Source organism: Pseudomonas umsongensis (assembly GCF_012647205.1).
Taxonomy (GTDB): Bacteria; Pseudomonadota; Gammaproteobacteria; order Pseudomonadales; family Pseudomonadaceae; genus Aquipseudomonas; species Aquipseudomonas umsongensis.
Genome location: NZ_CP051487.1, coordinates 3,211,273 through 3,226,566, shown reverse-complemented (window position 1 = coordinate 3,226,566; position 15,294 = coordinate 3,211,273). Strand labels below are relative to the sequence as shown.

The 15,294-nt window shown below is 59.6% G+C and carries 14 protein-coding genes; 7 read left to right on the top strand and 7 right to left on the bottom strand.

The window, feature by feature from the left end; genetic code table 11:
* Positions 1-168: 168 nt before the first annotated feature.
* Positions 169-669 carry a thiol peroxidase gene (tpx, locus tag HGP31_RS14690; protein WP_110752204.1) on the bottom strand — a complete coding sequence of 167 codons (501 nt, stop codon included), beginning with the start codon at positions 667-669 and terminating at the stop codon, positions 169-171.
* 336 nt (positions 670-1,005) lie between these two features.
* Between tpx and HGP31_RS14685 the strand changes: the two genes are divergently transcribed.
* The 5 genes from HGP31_RS14685 to HGP31_RS14665 all read left to right on the top strand — a co-directional run bounded on the left by HGP31_RS14685 (position 1,006) and on the right by HGP31_RS14665 (position 8,053).
* A complete protein-coding gene (locus HGP31_RS14685; protein ID WP_168758045.1) occupies positions 1,006-1,431 on the top strand; it encodes a YciI family protein in 426 nt (141 codons plus the stop codon).
* Positions 1,432-1,760: 329 nt separating this feature from the next.
* Positions 1,761-2,552, top strand: coding sequence for a hypothetical protein (locus HGP31_RS14680; protein WP_020800093.1), 792 nt, complete (start codon positions 1,761-1,763; stop codon positions 2,550-2,552).
* Between the two features lie 12 nt (positions 2,553-2,564).
* Positions 2,565-4,016, top strand: a complete 1,452-nt coding sequence (locus HGP31_RS14675) for a DUF1254 domain-containing protein (protein WP_168758044.1) — start codon at positions 2,565-2,567, stop codon at positions 4,014-4,016.
* A 245-nt stretch (positions 4,017-4,261) separates the two neighbouring features.
* Positions 4,262-5,290 carry an HAD family hydrolase gene (locus HGP31_RS14670; RefSeq protein WP_168758043.1) on the top strand — a complete coding sequence of 343 codons (1,029 nt, stop codon included), beginning with the start codon at positions 4,262-4,264 and terminating at the stop codon, positions 5,288-5,290.
* A 402-nt stretch (positions 5,291-5,692) separates the two neighbouring features.
* On the top strand, positions 5,693-8,053 hold the full coding sequence (locus HGP31_RS14665) for a tetratricopeptide repeat protein (protein ID WP_168758042.1): 2,361 nt from the start codon (positions 5,693-5,695) through the stop codon (positions 8,051-8,053).
* A 146-nt stretch (positions 8,054-8,199) separates the two neighbouring features.
* On the opposite strand, the gene HGP31_RS14660 is transcribed toward HGP31_RS14665, so the two are convergent.
* Both HGP31_RS14660 and HGP31_RS14655 read right to left on the bottom strand, forming a co-directional pair.
* A complete protein-coding gene (locus tag HGP31_RS14660) occupies positions 8,200-8,679 on the bottom strand; it encodes a DUF934 domain-containing protein (RefSeq protein ID WP_033042880.1) in 480 nt (159 codons plus the stop codon).
* A complete protein-coding gene (locus tag HGP31_RS14655; RefSeq protein ID WP_168758041.1) occupies positions 8,676-10,349 on the bottom strand; it encodes a nitrite/sulfite reductase in 1,674 nt (557 codons plus the stop codon). Before HGP31_RS14655 ends, HGP31_RS14660 begins: the two co-directional genes overlap by 4 nt.
* 368 nt (positions 10,350-10,717) lie before the next feature.
* Between HGP31_RS14655 and ccoN the strand changes: the two genes are divergently transcribed.
* Both ccoN and HGP31_RS14645 read left to right on the top strand, forming a co-directional pair.
* On the top strand, positions 10,718-12,145 hold the full coding sequence (gene ccoN / locus HGP31_RS14650; RefSeq protein WP_020800757.1) for a cytochrome-c oxidase, cbb3-type subunit I: 1,428 nt from the start codon (positions 10,718-10,720) through the stop codon (positions 12,143-12,145).
* Entirely contained in the window at positions 12,145-12,366 is a 222-nt protein-coding gene (locus HGP31_RS14645; protein WP_020800755.1) for a hypothetical protein, read from the top strand. The genes ccoN and HGP31_RS14645 overlap by 1 nt, the downstream gene beginning before the upstream one ends.
* Before the next feature lie 131 nt (positions 12,367-12,497).
* Here HGP31_RS14645 and HGP31_RS14640 read toward each other — a convergent pair whose 3' ends face one another.
* The 4 genes from HGP31_RS14640 to HGP31_RS14625 form a co-directional block, all read right to left on the bottom strand.
* Entirely contained in the window at positions 12,498-12,992 is a 495-nt protein-coding gene (locus HGP31_RS14640; protein WP_168758040.1) for a hypothetical protein, read from the bottom strand.
* A 92-nt stretch (positions 12,993-13,084) separates the two neighbouring features.
* A complete protein-coding gene (locus HGP31_RS14635) occupies positions 13,085-13,606 on the bottom strand; it encodes a GNAT family N-acetyltransferase (RefSeq protein WP_020800753.1) in 522 nt (173 codons plus the stop codon).
* Positions 13,607-13,782: 176 nt separating this feature from the next.
* Positions 13,783-14,760, bottom strand: a complete 978-nt coding sequence (locus HGP31_RS14630) for a LysR family transcriptional regulator (protein WP_168758039.1) — start codon at positions 14,758-14,760, stop codon at positions 13,783-13,785.
* 73 nt (positions 14,761-14,833) lie between these two features.
* Complete coding sequence (locus tag HGP31_RS14625) at positions 14,834-15,274, bottom strand: carboxymuconolactone decarboxylase family protein (RefSeq protein ID WP_168758038.1); 441 nt, start codon at positions 15,272-15,274, stop codon at positions 14,834-14,836.
* Positions 15,275-15,294: the final 20 nt, after the last annotated feature.

The window sequence follows — 15,294 nt, the reverse complement described above, 5'->3', positions numbered from 1 at the left end:
GGCTTGTTTTACATGAGGCTGAACGATAAGCACTGGCGGGTCTGAAGCAAAGCGCCTTTACCGGCAATTTACCTTCGGCTTACGTAACAGGAGATATATCCAAGACACTGAAACACAAATGAAAACGGCCTGGACAGGGCCAGGCCGTTAACAATTGTAAAACCGTACTTATTTCAAGACAGCGAGTGCAGCCTCGTAGTTCGGCTCTTCAGCGATTTCCTTGACCAGCTCGCTGTGCAGCACGTTGTCGTTCTCGTCCAGGACCACCACGGCACGGGCGGTCAGGCCCTTGAGCGGACCGTCGGCAATGGCAACGCCGTAGTTCTCGATGAACTCGGCACCGCGCAGGGTCGACAGGTTCTGCACGTTTTCCAGGCCTTCGGCACCGCAGAAACGGGCCTGGGCGAACGGCAGGTCAGCGGAGATGCACAGCACAACGGTGTTGTCGACGCTGCTCGCCTTGGCGTTGAACTGGCGCACGGAAGTGGCGCAGGTCGGGGTATCGATGCTTGGGAAGATGTTCAGCACTTTGCGCTTGCCGGCAAAGTCTTTCAGGGTGACGTCGGACAGATTGCCGGCAACCAGGGAAAAGGCTGGCGCCTTGGAACCGGCTTGAGGCAGTTGGCCGTTGACTTGAACCGGGTTGCCTTTAAGAGTGACTTGAGCCATGAACGGAGTCCTTCTGAACGTTGGTGTAGAGAATCTTGAAGAGGCAGAAGTTAACCACGAAATGCTCCGGCGACCTATGGGGTGGATACAAATTGTCATGTGTCGGTGCACAAACCCGGCGCACGCCGCACTTCCCCGTAGGAGCTGCCGCAGGCTGCGATCTTTTGATCTTGATCTTCGATGCACCTTTCAAAAGCAACATCAAAAGATCGCAGCCTGCGGCAGCTCCTACAGGGTTCGGTGGGGTATCCAGGAATATGTTGACCCATCGCTGTCGATTCAGCCGGTGATCCTTCGACTATAAGTGAACAATTCCACTCCAGCGGAGACTACACCATGCGTTTCATGATCATCATCAAGGCAAGCAAAGACTCCGAAGCCGGCATCATGCCCAGCACCGAACTGCTGACGGCCATGGGCAACTACAATGAAGAACTGGCCAAGGCCGGCATCCTCCTCGCCGGCGAAGGCCTGCAGCCGAGCTGCAAAGGTGCCCGTGTACGTTTCGAAGGCGACAAGCGCACGGTGATAGACGGCCCCTTCGCCGAAACCAAGGAACTGATCGCCGGCTACTGGCTGTGGCAAGTGAAATCCAAAGAAGAAGCCATCGAATGGGTCAAGCGCTGCCCCAACCCGATGCCAGGCACCGAAGCCGAAATCGAGATTCGCCAGGTGTTCGAGCTGGAGGATTTCGGCGAGGAATTAACGCCCGAGTTGCGCGAGCAGGAAGAGCGGGCATTTGGGCTGGGGAAGAAATGCTGAGATTTCACTATCGATCCTCATGATGACAGCTGGGTAGCGGAGTCTGGATAACCTTGATCCTCCTTCGCCACCTCTACCGACTTCCTACAAAAAAACCACAAGCCCGCCATTGGCTCATACCGATGACGGGCTTGGTGTTTTCCAACCCATTGATTGGCATTAACTTTTCAGTACAAGAAACCAAAGAATTAATCCCTTGGACTGGCTAACCCCCATTTTGCTGCTAGTTTCAAGAGACGTGTCCTACAGACTTCATGGCAAAGAGACTACGTCGTAACGGCCACCAAGTGCCGGGTTGTCCAAATGAGCCACCATGGAATTGGGGAATCATGACAAACAAAATGGGGATCCACGCCTGTCTTTTGGTGGCTTCGCTTGCGCCTGTTGTGTGCGCCCAGGCGGACAATGCCGAGACCGCCAACAAAAGCAACAACCCGCTGAACTTCGCGCCAGGCATGAGCGCTCAGGACTACTACACGCCCAGGTACTACGACTCCAATATCCATACCAATGACCTGCTGATACGCGGCACGCTGCCGATTGCGCCCAACGATTACATCGGCGTGCCGCAATTGATCCGCGCCACGGCGCCAATCAGTACCCACCCGGACCCGAACAGTGGCTACAGCACCGGCGAAGGTGACCTGAACCTGTTCGATATTTTCCTGGTGAAGACTGAAGGCGTGCAGTTGGGCATCGGCCCGATGATAACCGCCCCCACTGCCGATCAGGACGAGCTCGGCACGGGCAAATGGCAAGGCGGCCTCGCTGCAATCGCCATCGACTCTTCGCCACGGGGGCTGCTGGGCGCGCTGGTGCAATACCAGAGTTCGTTCGCCGGTGACAACGACCGGCCCCACGTCGAAAGCGCAACGATGCAACCCTTCATCATCCATAACCTGGAAAAGGGCTGGTACCTGCGCTCCACCGGCATCTGGACGTTCGACCTGAAGAACGACACCCACTACATCCCACTCGGCTTGGGTGGTGGCAAAGTGTGGAAAGACGGGTCCAATATCCTCAACGCCTTCATCGAACCGCAATGGACCGTCGAGAAGAAAGGCGATGGCATGCCGCAATTCACGCTGTTTGTCGGCCTCAACGCCACCTTCGGCAAATAAGGAACTCCCCCTATGCATGGAGCCATTCGCGCAGCCGGTTTCAGCCTGATGACGATGTTCGTCAGTTGCGGGGTCGGAGCCCAGGACCCGGATACCCGAATCGGCCAGATCGTCATGGAAGGTGAACTGCCGGCCCATGAATCCATCGCCAAACTCTATGCCGAACTGGATTTCCAGCAAGCCACGCAGAGTTATCTGTGGGCGTTGCCGCTGGTGTCGTACGCGCAATGGCAGGAGGAGTTCCGCGACAAGCTGGGTGCCCGCAGTGGCGACCTGATGATGCTCGACAGTTACGAAGACAAGCTCGGCGTCATTACCGCCAACGCTACCACGCCCTACATCCTTGGTTTCGTCGATCTCAATGAAACCGGTCCGCTGGTGATCGAGTTGCCCGCCGGACCGACCGCGGGCGGTGTTGGCGATTTCTGGCAACGGGCGATCATCGACATGGGCCAGACCGGCCCGGACAAAGGCAAGGGCGGCAAGTACCTGGTGCTGCCACCGGGCGCCGAGCCACCGGCCGATGCTGGCAAGTATTACCTGGCCAAGTCGCAAACCATGAACGTGCTGGTCGGATTTCGCTTGCTCGATCCCGACCCCGCCAAAGGCAAGGCGCTGATCGAGCAACTCAGGATGTACCCCTACGCCAAGCGAGCCGAGCCTGGCCAGACCAGACTGCTCTCCCCCGGCGGCAAAGCCTGGTCCGGTACCCAGCCACGGGCAATGGCGTACTGGGAGCGCTTGCACCAGATCCTACAGAAGGAGCCGGTCAATGAACGTGATCGTTTCTACATGGCCATGCTTGCCAGCCTGGGCATCGAGAAGGACAAGCCCTTCAACCCTGATGACCATCAACGCAAGGCACTTGAACAAGGTGCACAAGCCGGCGAGCTGATCGCCAAGGCCAATACCTTCGCCAAGCGTTTCCCCGGCGCCCAATACTGGCCGGATCGCCAGTGGGACAAGGTGTTGAACGTCACCGATCCGTCCCAGCGCTTGGCCTATTACGACCAGTTGTGGGAACGCAGCGCCTGGTTCTACGAGGCGGTAGGCAACTCCAAAGGCATGGTGTCGAAAACCCCGGGGCTGGGCCAGACCTACCTGGGGGCCTATACCGACGCCAAGGGCAACTGGCTCGACGGCGCCAAGAACTATCGGCTGCACGTCGGCGCCAACCCGCCGGCCAAGCAGTTCTGGTCGATGACCGTGTACGACATCGACAGCCGCTGCCTGATCGACAACCCACAGCGCAAGGCCGACCTGTCGTCGCGCCAGGATCTGAAAATGAACGCTGATGGCTCGGTGGACCTGTATTTCGGCCCCACCGCACCCAAAGATTTTGAAGCTAACTGGGTGCAAACCCTGCCGGGCAAACACTGGTTCAGCTATTTCCGCCTGTATGCCCCGACCCTGCCCTATTTCGACAAGAGCTGGAAACTCGACGACATCACGGCCGTGGAATAACGCCGTGGGTTGATTCAAACAAAACAAGCAAGTGGAGTTGTTGATGGTCAGGGCTTTGCCTCGTGCCTGCGTGCCGTGGCTTGAACTTCGATGAACTGCGCCGGGGGCTGCGTTTCACCCAGAACATCGGCACTGCTCCAACTCAGGCAATCCTTGGCTACGCTGCATAGTCAGGCCGAAAACAATCAAGAATCAGTTGCTAGCGCACTACGACCACTCAACCCCGTACACGAGAAGGATTTCCCATGACGAGCCTGAAAGCACACCGCCAGTTCCACGGGTTAAAGCTGCTGCTGGCATTGGCCCTGAGCCTGCCAATGCTGGTCCAGGCCGCTGAACCATTGCCGTCATGGAATGACGGCCCGTCGAAAAAGAACATCATCGAATTCGTCGAGGCGGTGACCGATCAAGGCAGCAAGGACTTCGTCAAACCCGAGGACCGTATCGCCGTGTTCGATAACGACGGCACCTTGTGGAGCGAGCAGCCGATGTACTTCGAATTGCTGTTTGCCCTGGAGGAGGTCAAGCGTACGGCGGCGGCGCATCCGGAATGGAAAACCACCCAGCCATTCCAGGCTGTGCTGGAAAACGATCACCAGGCCCTGGCCGCCAGCGGCCTTGAAGGCATGATGAAAATCTTCGGTGCAACCCACACCGGCATGACCACCGAAGCCTTCGACGATTACGCCAAGACGTGGCTGAGCCAGGCCCGCCACCCAAAAACCGGCAAGCCGTACACTGAAATGATCTTTCAGCCGATGCTGGAAATGCTCGACTACCTGCGCAGCCAGGACTTCAAGACCTACATCGTTTCCGGTGGCGACACCGGCTTCATGCGCGCCTTCGCCGAAAAGGTCTACGGCATCCCCCCCGAGCAGGTGATCGGCACCACATTCGTCACCTCGTTTGAGTACAAGGATGGCCAAGCGTCGATCCTGCGCACCCCGAAACTGGCGCATAACGACGACGGGCCGGGCAAGCCGGTGAGCATCGACGCCGTGATCGGGCGTCGACCGATTCTCGCGTTCGGCAACTCCGACGGCGACCTGCAAATGCTGCAGTGGACTGCGGCCGGCACCGGCAAACGTTTCATGGGGCTGGTGCATCACACCGACGCCAAGCGTGAATGGGCCTACGACCGCCAATCGCAGTTCGGCCGTCTGGACAAGGCTCTGGACGAAGCAAAAACCCGTGGCTGGACCGTTGTCGACATGGCTGCCGAATGGCGCCGGATCTATCCGTTCGATGCCGCCACACCCGAGCAAGTGCAATAAAAAAGTGTGACGCAGGACCGCAATGAACGTTTGTCGCAGTGGTCCTGGCCGGATGCGGCGACCATGCGCCGCGTGGGAACGATAAGCACCGGGATCAGTGTATTTTTGCCGACCTGACTTTGGGTGATGCGCGGGGATGGCGGGAATCCGTATTTCCGCTGGTTTGTCGGGGAATAATGTATCGCCTGTCAGGCCGCCTTCGCGAGCAAGCCCGCTCCCACCTTTGATCTTTGTCCAACACAGGATTTGTGTGCAGACACAATCCACTGTGGGAGCGAGCCTGCTCGCGAAGAGGACATCAGCCCCGACGCAACCATTTGACAGACGCCGGCCATCCAGCAAAGCTGCATCAAGCTTGTACGCGCGCCTTGCGGCAAACGCACCTGGACTACGGAAGTCGTAATGCCGAAACATAAAAATAAAGCAGCAAACCCAAACCCTGATGCGCAACCGACCCTGATTCACCGATACCTGTTCCCCGTCACCATCGGCGTCTTGTTGCTGGCGGTCGCGGGCATCGGCTGGTTTCTGCTGCACAGCCAACCCGCTCCGCTGACCTATGCGCCGGTCAACACGCCTGTCGCGCAACCCGTCAAGCCGCCGTCGCAACCCGTCGCCGTGGCGCCGGCAACGATGGTTGACGAACAGCAATGCCAAGGCTGCCACAGTGCAAAGGTCAAGGACTGGCAAGGTTCCCATCACCAATTGGCGATGCAGGAGGCCAACGCCCAGACCATGCTCGGCGACTTCAACAACGTCACCTTCAAGGCCGAAAACGAAACCACCCGGTTTTCGCGCAAGGAAGACGGATTCTGGGTCAACACGCCGGGTATCGACGGCAAGAATGCCGACTTCAAGGTCGCCTACACCTTTGGCATCGCCCCTTTGCAGCAATACCTGATCGAGGTCGGTGAAGGTCGTTTGCAAGCCCTCGGCATCGCCTGGGATACCGAGAAGCACCGCTGGTTTCATCTCTATCCAGGCCAGGGCGTGACCTTCAAGGACCCGCTGCATTGGAGCAAGCCGAGCCAGAACGCCAATTTCATGTGCGTCGAGTGCCATACCACCGGATACAAGCGCAATTTCGATGCCGCGAAAAACACCTTCGACAGCCAGTGGAACAGCCTTGGCGTCGGCTGCCAGGCCTGCCACGGCCCGGCCTCCAATCATCTGCAATGGACGGCGAAAAAAGGCGATCTGATCCACTCGGGTTTCGCCGTCGACCTCAAGGACAAGAACGCGACCGTCGAGATTGAAACCTGTGCCCGCTGTCACTCGCGTCGTGCGCCACTGGGCGACGGTTTTACCGTTGGCAAGCGCCTGATGGACGACTACCTGCCAAGCGCCCTGACCCGTGAACTGTATGCCCTTGACGGCAAAATCAAGGATGAAGTGTTCGAACACGGCTCGTTCGCCCAGAGCAAAATGTTCGACAAGGGCGTGCGCTGCAGCAACTGCCACAACCCCCACAGCACCGAACTCAAGGCGCCGGGCAATGGCGTTTGCCTGCAATGCCACAACACGGCTGGCAAGACCTCCGTCGAAGGTGTCGATGGCAAAGGCCTGCAAGCGAAGAACTACGACTCCATCGAACACACCCGTCACACCATGGGCCAACCAGGTTCGCAGTGCATCGATTGCCATATGCCCGGCAAGTTTTATATGGGCAATGACTTTCGGCACGACCACAGTTTCAGCATCCCCAACCCCGAGCGGGCGAAAAAACTCGGTACGCCGGACGCCTGCCTGACTTGTCACCAGGGCAAGGCCGGTGACAAGGTCACCGAGCAGTTCAAACTCTGGAACACCTCCACCGCCGCGCAGGCTCCGCGTTACGACGAAAGCCTGTGGCTGATCCGCAATGGCCAGCCTGGCGCCGCAGAAGCCCTGTACGAGCAGCTGCAACGCAGCAACCTGCCGGCGATTCAACGGGCGACACTGCTCGCCGAATTACCGCTGTACCCCAGCGAACAGGCGCTGAAACTGGCCACCCGGGACTTGAGCAACCCGGCGCCGCAAGTGCGTGAAAGCGCCGTACGGGCGATCAGCGCGTTCTTGCCACCGCCGGAGCGTGCGCCGCTGTTGATACCGTTGCTGAGCGATCCGGTGAAGGCTGTACGCATTGCCGCGGCCCGGGATTTGCTCAGCGTGGCACGCAATGGCCTGGGCGCGGCCCAAGACAACTGGAACGCGGCCATCACCGAATATGAGAACGTGCAAAAAAGCCTGGCCGAACGCGCCGAAGCCAACCTCAACCTGGCCATGCTGTATCAGGCCAGCGGTCGCAGTGGCGAAGTCGAAGGCTTGCTGCGCACATCACTCAAGCGCGACCCGGACTTTTATCCGGCGCTGGTGACACTGGTGCAATGGCTGGAAGCCAATGGTCGCGGCCAGGAAGCCCAAGCGCTGCTGGCGCAAAGCCTCAAGGCACACCCCGACGCCGCTCTGCTGCAACACACCCAGGGCCTGGCGCTGGTGCGTGCCGGCCAACCCGCACAGGCCATGCCCTTCCTGCGCAGGGCCGCGCAACTGGAACCGCAGAGCGGACAATACGGCTATGTGCTGGCGGTGGCCCTGCATGACAGCGGCGAGATCGATGCCGCGTGCGAAGAACTGGAAAGGCTGTTGAAAGTGCAGCCAGCCGACCGAAATGCGCGGTTGTCGCTGATCCAGTACTACCTCGATAACGGCCAGGAACCGAAGGCCCAGGTGCTGTTGCAGGGCTGGAAGAAAATAAACATCGGGGATCCGGCGTTGAAGTGATCGGGGGCTGATCCAATGGCCCCTTCGCGAGCAAGCCCGCTCCCACATTGGATCTGTGTGGGTCACAGATTTTGTGAATGCCAAGGATCAAATGTGGGAGCGGGCTTGCTCGCGAAAGCGTCAGCCCTGCCAATGCGTAATTTACGTCAGCGCCGCCGAAACAACGGTCGCGGCTCAATCACCGAGCGCCCATACGACACGCTCATCCCCGCCAGCCCCTTGAGCGCATCCTCGGCGGATTTGTCTTCACGCACCGCAAAGCTGTCGAACCCACATTGGCGCATATGACTGAGCTGATCACGCAACACATCACCCACGGCGCGCAACTCACCGTTCCAGCCCAATCGCGTGCGCAGCAAATAGGCCTGGCTATAGGCCCGACCGTCGCGAAAACTCGGGAAATCCAGGGCAATCAACCGCAACTGGCCAAACCACAGCTCAAGGCCTTCCACCTCATCATCAGGTCCCAGCCAGATTGCGTTTTGCTGCGGATTTTCCAGCCAGCGGGCCAGCGGCAAAATCACCTGGCCCTCAGGCAACGGCGCCTCAAGATCCCGAACCAGCGTCCAGGGATCATCCTCGACAATCCGTGCCCCGCCCTCTTGCAAACACAACAGATTGTTCATGCCGACACCTCCAGCGCTGACGGATAAACCGCCTCTTTGAACGGCTCCAGGCCGATGCGCTGCAAGGTATCGACAAACAGCTCCTCGCTTTCGCGGTAACGCACGAACGTGTCGACGATCTGTTCGACTACCCCAGGCACTTGCGCAGCGCTGAACGACGGGCCGATGACCTTGCCCAACGCGCTGTTCTTGCCCTGGGCGCCACCGAGGGTGATCTGGTACCACTCGCTGCCGTTCTTATCGACACCCAGAATGCCGATGTTGCCGATGTGGTGATGACCGCAGGCGTTCATGCAGCCGGAGATGTTGAGGCTGATGTCGCCCAGGTCATGCAGGTAATCGAGGTCTTCGAAGCGCGCTTGAATGGCTTGGGCGATGGGGATCGACTTGGCGTTGGCCAGTGCACAGAAATCCCCCCCGGGGCAGGCGATGATGTCGGTGAGCAAACCGACGTTGGCGCAGCCGAGGTTGTGTTCGCACGCCAGGCGCCAGAGCGAGAACAAGTCGGCTTTTGGCACGTCCGGCAGCACGATGTTTTGCTCATGGGCGATGCGAATCTCGCCAAAACCGAAATGCTCGGACCACTGCGCCACCGCCTCCATTTGCGTGGCCGTGACATCCCCCGGCGGTGCGCTGCCGCCCGGCTTGGTCGACAGCACCACGCTGGCATACCCCGATACCTTGTGTGCCTGTACATTGCGCAGCACCCAGCGGGCGAACGCCGGGTCCTGGGCCAGCTGCGTGCCGAATTCAAGGCTGGTATCCGCCAGTTCGCGATATCGCGGCGAAACGAAGGCACTGGCCACGCGCTCAAACTCATCAAGGGTCAGTTGTGCCGGACCATCCTTGATATGCGTCCACTCTTCCTCGACTTCCCTGGCGAACGCTTCGATGCCCAGGGCTTTTACCAGAATCTTGATCCGCGCCTTGTACTTGTTGTCCCGCCGGCCATGGCGGTTATACACCCGTAAGACCGCCTCGACGTAGGACAGCAGGTGCTGCCACGGCAAGCCCTGGCGAATCTGCAAGCCAAGGATCGGCGTGCGCCCAAGGCCGCCGCCAACAATGACCCGCAGCAGCATTTGCCCGTCGTCACCGGGATAAAGATAGAGGCCGATGTCGTGCATCATGATTGCCGCGCGATCCTGCTCGGCCGAGCAGATGGCGATCTTGAACTTTCGTGGCAGGTAGAGGAATTCCGGGTTGATGGTCGACCATTGCCGCAGGATTTCCGCCAGCGGCCGCGGGTCGATCATTTCATCGGCCGCAACCCCGGCAAAGGCTTCGGTGGTGATGTTGCGCACGCAGTTGCCGGACGTCTGGATGGCGTGCATGTTGACCTGGGCCAGGCGTTCGAGGATGTCCGGCACCTGGGCCAGTTCGATCCAGTTGAACTGCATGTTCTGGCGCGTCGTGAAGTGGCCGTAGCCGCGATCGTAATCCCGGGCGATGCTCGCCAGCGTGCGCATCTGCCGGGCACTCAGGGTGCCGTAGGGGATGGCGACGCGCAGCATGTAGGCGTGTTTTTGCATGTACAGGCCGTTTTGCAGGCGCAACGGCAGGAACTCTTCCTCGCTCAGTTCGCCCGCCATGAAGCGTTCGACCTGATCGCGAAACTGCGCAACCCGCTCGAACACCAGTGCCCGGTCATAGTCGTCGTACTGATACATCTGGCTACCTCATCAGGAGTGATCGGGCTCTGTTGCCAATGCCTGGCGCGACCCTTGTGGGAGCGAGCCTGCTCGCGAAGGCGGAGTACCAGGCGACATCGATATTGAATGTGCCGGACGCTTCGCGAGCAGGCTCGCTCCCACAGGTTGGGCGGCATTAACTGCGGCTCGTTTCGAGGCAATGACTATGGACCCGTGCCGGTTTTCATTACAGATTCAGCTACCCATGAAAAAACCGTATCAGAATCAGAGGCGTCCAATTTGACTCGCTGCAGATCTGATCCGCATAAATCAGTTTTTCCTGAGTCTGTTTTGTTTTGGCCACGGTTTTTACAGTGCACGTCATTGCAACCGTGGAAGCATTGAGCATGAGCACAACAACTATCGGACAGGCTTATAACTACAAGGTCGTCCGCCAATTCATCGTGGCAACCGTGATCTGGGGCGTCGTGGGGATGGCGATGGGCGTCTGGATCGCGTCGCAACTGGTGTGGCCGCAGTTGAACCTGGACCTGCCGTGGACCACTTTCGGGCGCCTGCGCCCGCTGCACACCAGCCTGGTGATTTTCGGATTTGCCGGCAGCGCGCAGTTCGCCGCCAGTTATTACGCGGTGCAGCGTACCTGCCAGGTGCGACTGTTCTCGGACAAGCTCGCAGCCTTCACGTTCTGGGGCTGGCAATCGGTCATCGTCGTGATGCTCATCACGTTGCCGCTGGGCTACACCACCACCAAGGAATACGCCGAGATCGAGTTCTCCGGCGCGGTGTGGATGACCCTGGTATGGGTGGCCTACGCCATCGTGTTCTTCACCACTGTGGTGCAGCGCAAGACCCGGCACATCTATGTCGGCAACTGGTTCTTCGGCGCGTTCATCGTGGTGATTGCGATGCTGCACGTGGTCAACCACCTGGCGATTCCGGTGGACTGGTTCAAATCCTACCCGGTGTATTCGGGGGCAACCGACGCCATGGTCCAGTGGTGGTACGGGCACAACGCCGTGGGCTTTTTCCTGACCACGGGGTTCCTTGGGATGATGTACTACTTCGTGCCCAAGCAAGCGAACCGGCCGGTGTATTCCTATCGTTTGTCGATCGTGCACTTCTGGGCGCTGATCACTTTGTACATCTGGGCAGGTCCGCACCATTTGCACTACACCGCCTTGCCGGACTGGGCGCAGTCACTGGGCATGGCCATGTCGCTGATCCTGTTGGCACCGAGCTGGGGCGGGATGATCAACGGCATGATGACCCTTTCGGGCGCCTGGCATAAGTTGCGCACCGACCCGATCCTGCGTTTCCTGGTGCTGTCCCTGGCCTTCTACGGCATGTCGACCTTCGAAGGGCCGATGATGGCGATCAAGACGGTCAACGCCCTCTCCCACTACACCGACTGGACCATTGGCCACGTGCACGCCGGGGCCCTCGGCTGGGTGGCGATGATCACCTTCGGCGCGACTTACCACATGGTGCCGAAGGTCTTCGGTCGCGCGCAGATGTTCAGCACCCCGCTGATCAACCTGCACTTCTGGCTCGCCACTATCGGCACCGTGCTGTACATCGCCTCGATGTGGGTCAACGGCATCACCCAGGGCCTGATGTGGCGTGCGATCAACGATGACGGCACGCTGACCTACTCCTTCGTCGAAGCCTTGCAGGCCAGCCATCCGGGGTTCGTGGTGCGCTTTGCCGGTGGCGTGTTGTTCCTCACGGGCATGCTGGTGATGGCTTACAACGTGTGGCGTACCGTACGGGTGTCCGAAGTGGCGATGGCGGAAAGTGAGGCGCAGATAGCCTGATGACTGAAGTCCTGTTGAATATCCTGGGGGTGGTGTTCCTGTGGTGCACCATCGAATACTGCTTGCGCCATCAGACCGCCGAAAGCCTGGACGATGCCAGCCTGGTGCCGTTTGCCGATGACCCGGAAGTCGCCCGGCGAGTGGAGGCCGCTACCGGCAAGCGGATAAACGCGGTCGCGCCAGAAGAGCCAAAGCCGGGTTGGGGCAAAATCGAAATCTGACCTACAACCCATTCATTGTGGGAGCGAGCCCGCTCGCGAAGACGGGCTGACAGTCGACATCGATATTGACTGATTCATCGCTTTCGCGAGCAGGCTCGCTCCCACAGGGGGATTCACAGTGTCGCGAAAACTCAGCCGCGTTCGCGCGGAATCAGGCTCTGCAACTGCTGCGCCAGGAAATCCGCATCGAAGACAAAGGTATCCGGATCTTTAAGACCATTGGTCTTGCGCCACTGCCAGCCATTGGACGATGGCATGCACACCAGTGAAACACTGCCGTAGCGCGCAGCGGTAAAGCCCATCACTGCCAGGGAAATCTGCCCACCGGCACCCATCACATCCGGCACGAACTCCACCGGTTTGCCGGCGATCGTAATGCTCAGCTTTTCAGTCTTGAAGGTAGACGTCTCCACCGGAACACTCGGCCCGGACGCGACATACGCTTCGCGGCTCACCTCCAGCAGATTCGGTGCCAGAACCGGCTCCAGCCACTGCTGGATCTGATCGAACAACTCCCCAATGCGCCTGGCCCACTCGGCCGATTGTGTCTCGAACAGCTGTTTTTTGTGCGCTTCGCTGTCTGCGTAGTGACGAAGCATCTCGCCCAGTTGCCGTACGTCGTCCATTGCGGTGTTCCTTTGATTGAAGCGGTGCTGCGGACATTGAGCATGGCAGATGCGCGCCGCCGGCGTACGACTAAAAGCGCGAGTGGTATGGATCAATCGCACTTTGGCATGCGGCGCAAGCGCGCCATGCTCAAGGTATCGACGTAGACGCCATCGCGCACCGCATAGTCGCGAAACAGCCCTTCGGTCTCGAAACCGAACTTGCGGTACAAGCTGATGGCGGCTTCGTTGTCGGCATACACGCTGAGTTCGACCCGTCGCAGGTTCATCCAGTTGTCAGCAATATCCAGCACCGCCGCCAACAGTTTCGAACCCACGCCCTTGCCCTGCCATTGGGAAGCAACGCCCATGCCGAAGCTGCCTGCGTGGCTGCGGCGGATGCGTGGAAACTGTTCCAGGGTGATGCTACCGATAACCGTCCCTTGATGCAGGGCCACCAATTGCACGACCCGCTCATTGTCCGTCTCCACGCGTTTTTGCCAAGTCTCGGAGGATGGAAACGGCATTTGCAGCGTCTGACGGGCGACGACCGGTTCGTGGTAAAGCGCGGTGATGCCCGGGACGTGGGAATGATTGAGGCGTTCGAGGGTTATGACAGCGTCGGTGCCGGTCATGGGTGATTCATCCTTGATAGAGACATGGCCGTTCACTCTACAACGCATCCAACATGGAAAAACACCCTGTAGGAGCGAGCATGCTCGCGATGGTCGTCAACGATGACGCGGGATACCTGATGCCCCGCGGCGCTCCCAGGTTTTTCGTCGGAACGCCGCCCGGAGCATGCTCGCTCCTACAGGAACCATTCCCGCCGCTCTTCGAAGGTGCCGAGGATCAACTCGACAATCGTCTGCACCTGCGCATCGCCCTCGGCCTCGGCATTCACCGCCAGCCACACCTGGCGCTGCATCGGCTGGCTGAACAACCCCGGCAAACCGATCAAGCCACGGTCGAAATAGCTCATGTAGGCAGGCAACAGGCCGATGCAGGCGCTGCAACGGACCATCTCCAGCATCAGTGGATAGGAATGCGACTGCACGACCCCGGCCAGGCGCTGGTCGACCAGGTCGTTCCAGGACCGAAAACTGTCGATCTGTCGATCATGCTGCCATTGCACCAGCATGAAATCGGCCAGGTCATCGAGACCGGCCGGCCGCGCGGCGACTCGTGAATAGCGTTTGGCGATGTGCGGTAGATAGTCGAGCCGCGCCAGGCATCTGGGCTCGTCGACGGCAAAACTCGGTCCCGGCGTTGGCGAGCCGATGCCTGTCATCCATACCACGACATCGGCACTGACCGCCTGCAGGGACAATTCGCTGTCGAGGGTAATGATGTCCAGGCGCGTGCTGGCATTGCGTCGCAGCAACGCCACCAGATCGCGACCGAGGATGTCGTGCAGGATCGTCTCGGCCACCGCCAGGCGCACCACAGGTTGCTCGAGCACCGGCAGGTCGCGTTCATGCGCCAGGGCGGTCAGCTGCTTGTGCAGTTGCAGGCCGTCACGACTGAGTACCAGGCCATTCTCCGATGGGCTGAACAGCGAACACCGCAGCTGTTTTTCAAGCTGTGCCAAATGCTTGCGCAACCGGGTTGCCTTGATGTTGAGGCGCCGCGATGCCTGCATGAAGCAGCCGCACCGGGCGATCACGCTGAAGCACTGCGCGAGCAGCGGATCGATCTGCGCCGCGCGGGTGCGCCAGGAGGCGGTCGTATCGAGGTGTGTGGGATATTGCGCTACAGGCTGGTCGCCCCGGGTTTCCATGAATGACATTGATGACTCCCTGTCGATCTTTCACTGGGAGCACCATCCTGCGCAAGGTACATGAACGACGTGTGACAGCCGTTCAGGCGCTGGGGGTCTGGCGAAAACTCACGGCCAGTCGATTCCAGCTGTTGATGGTGGTGACAGCAATGGTCAGGTCCACCAGTTCACCTTCGCTGAACTGAGCCCTGGCTTGCTCGTAGACAGCGTCTGGCACGTGGTCCTGCGAAAGCAGCGTCACCGCTTCAGTCCAGGCCAGGGCGGCGCGCTCGCGCGGGTTGAAGAAGTTGCTGTCGCGCCAGACCACGATGGAGTACAGGCGGCGGTCGGTTTCGCCCAGGCGCCGTGCGTCCACCGAGTGCATATCGGTGCAGAACGCACAGCCATTGATCTGCGAAGCACGGATCTTGATCAGGTGCAGCAGCGCCGGCTCGATACTCAGGTTGCTGGTCAGGGCTTCCATGGCGATCAGCGCTTTCATCGCCTTGGGCGAGGCGCTGTAATAATCCAGGCGGAGGGTCATGGCGTGACCTCATATGGCGT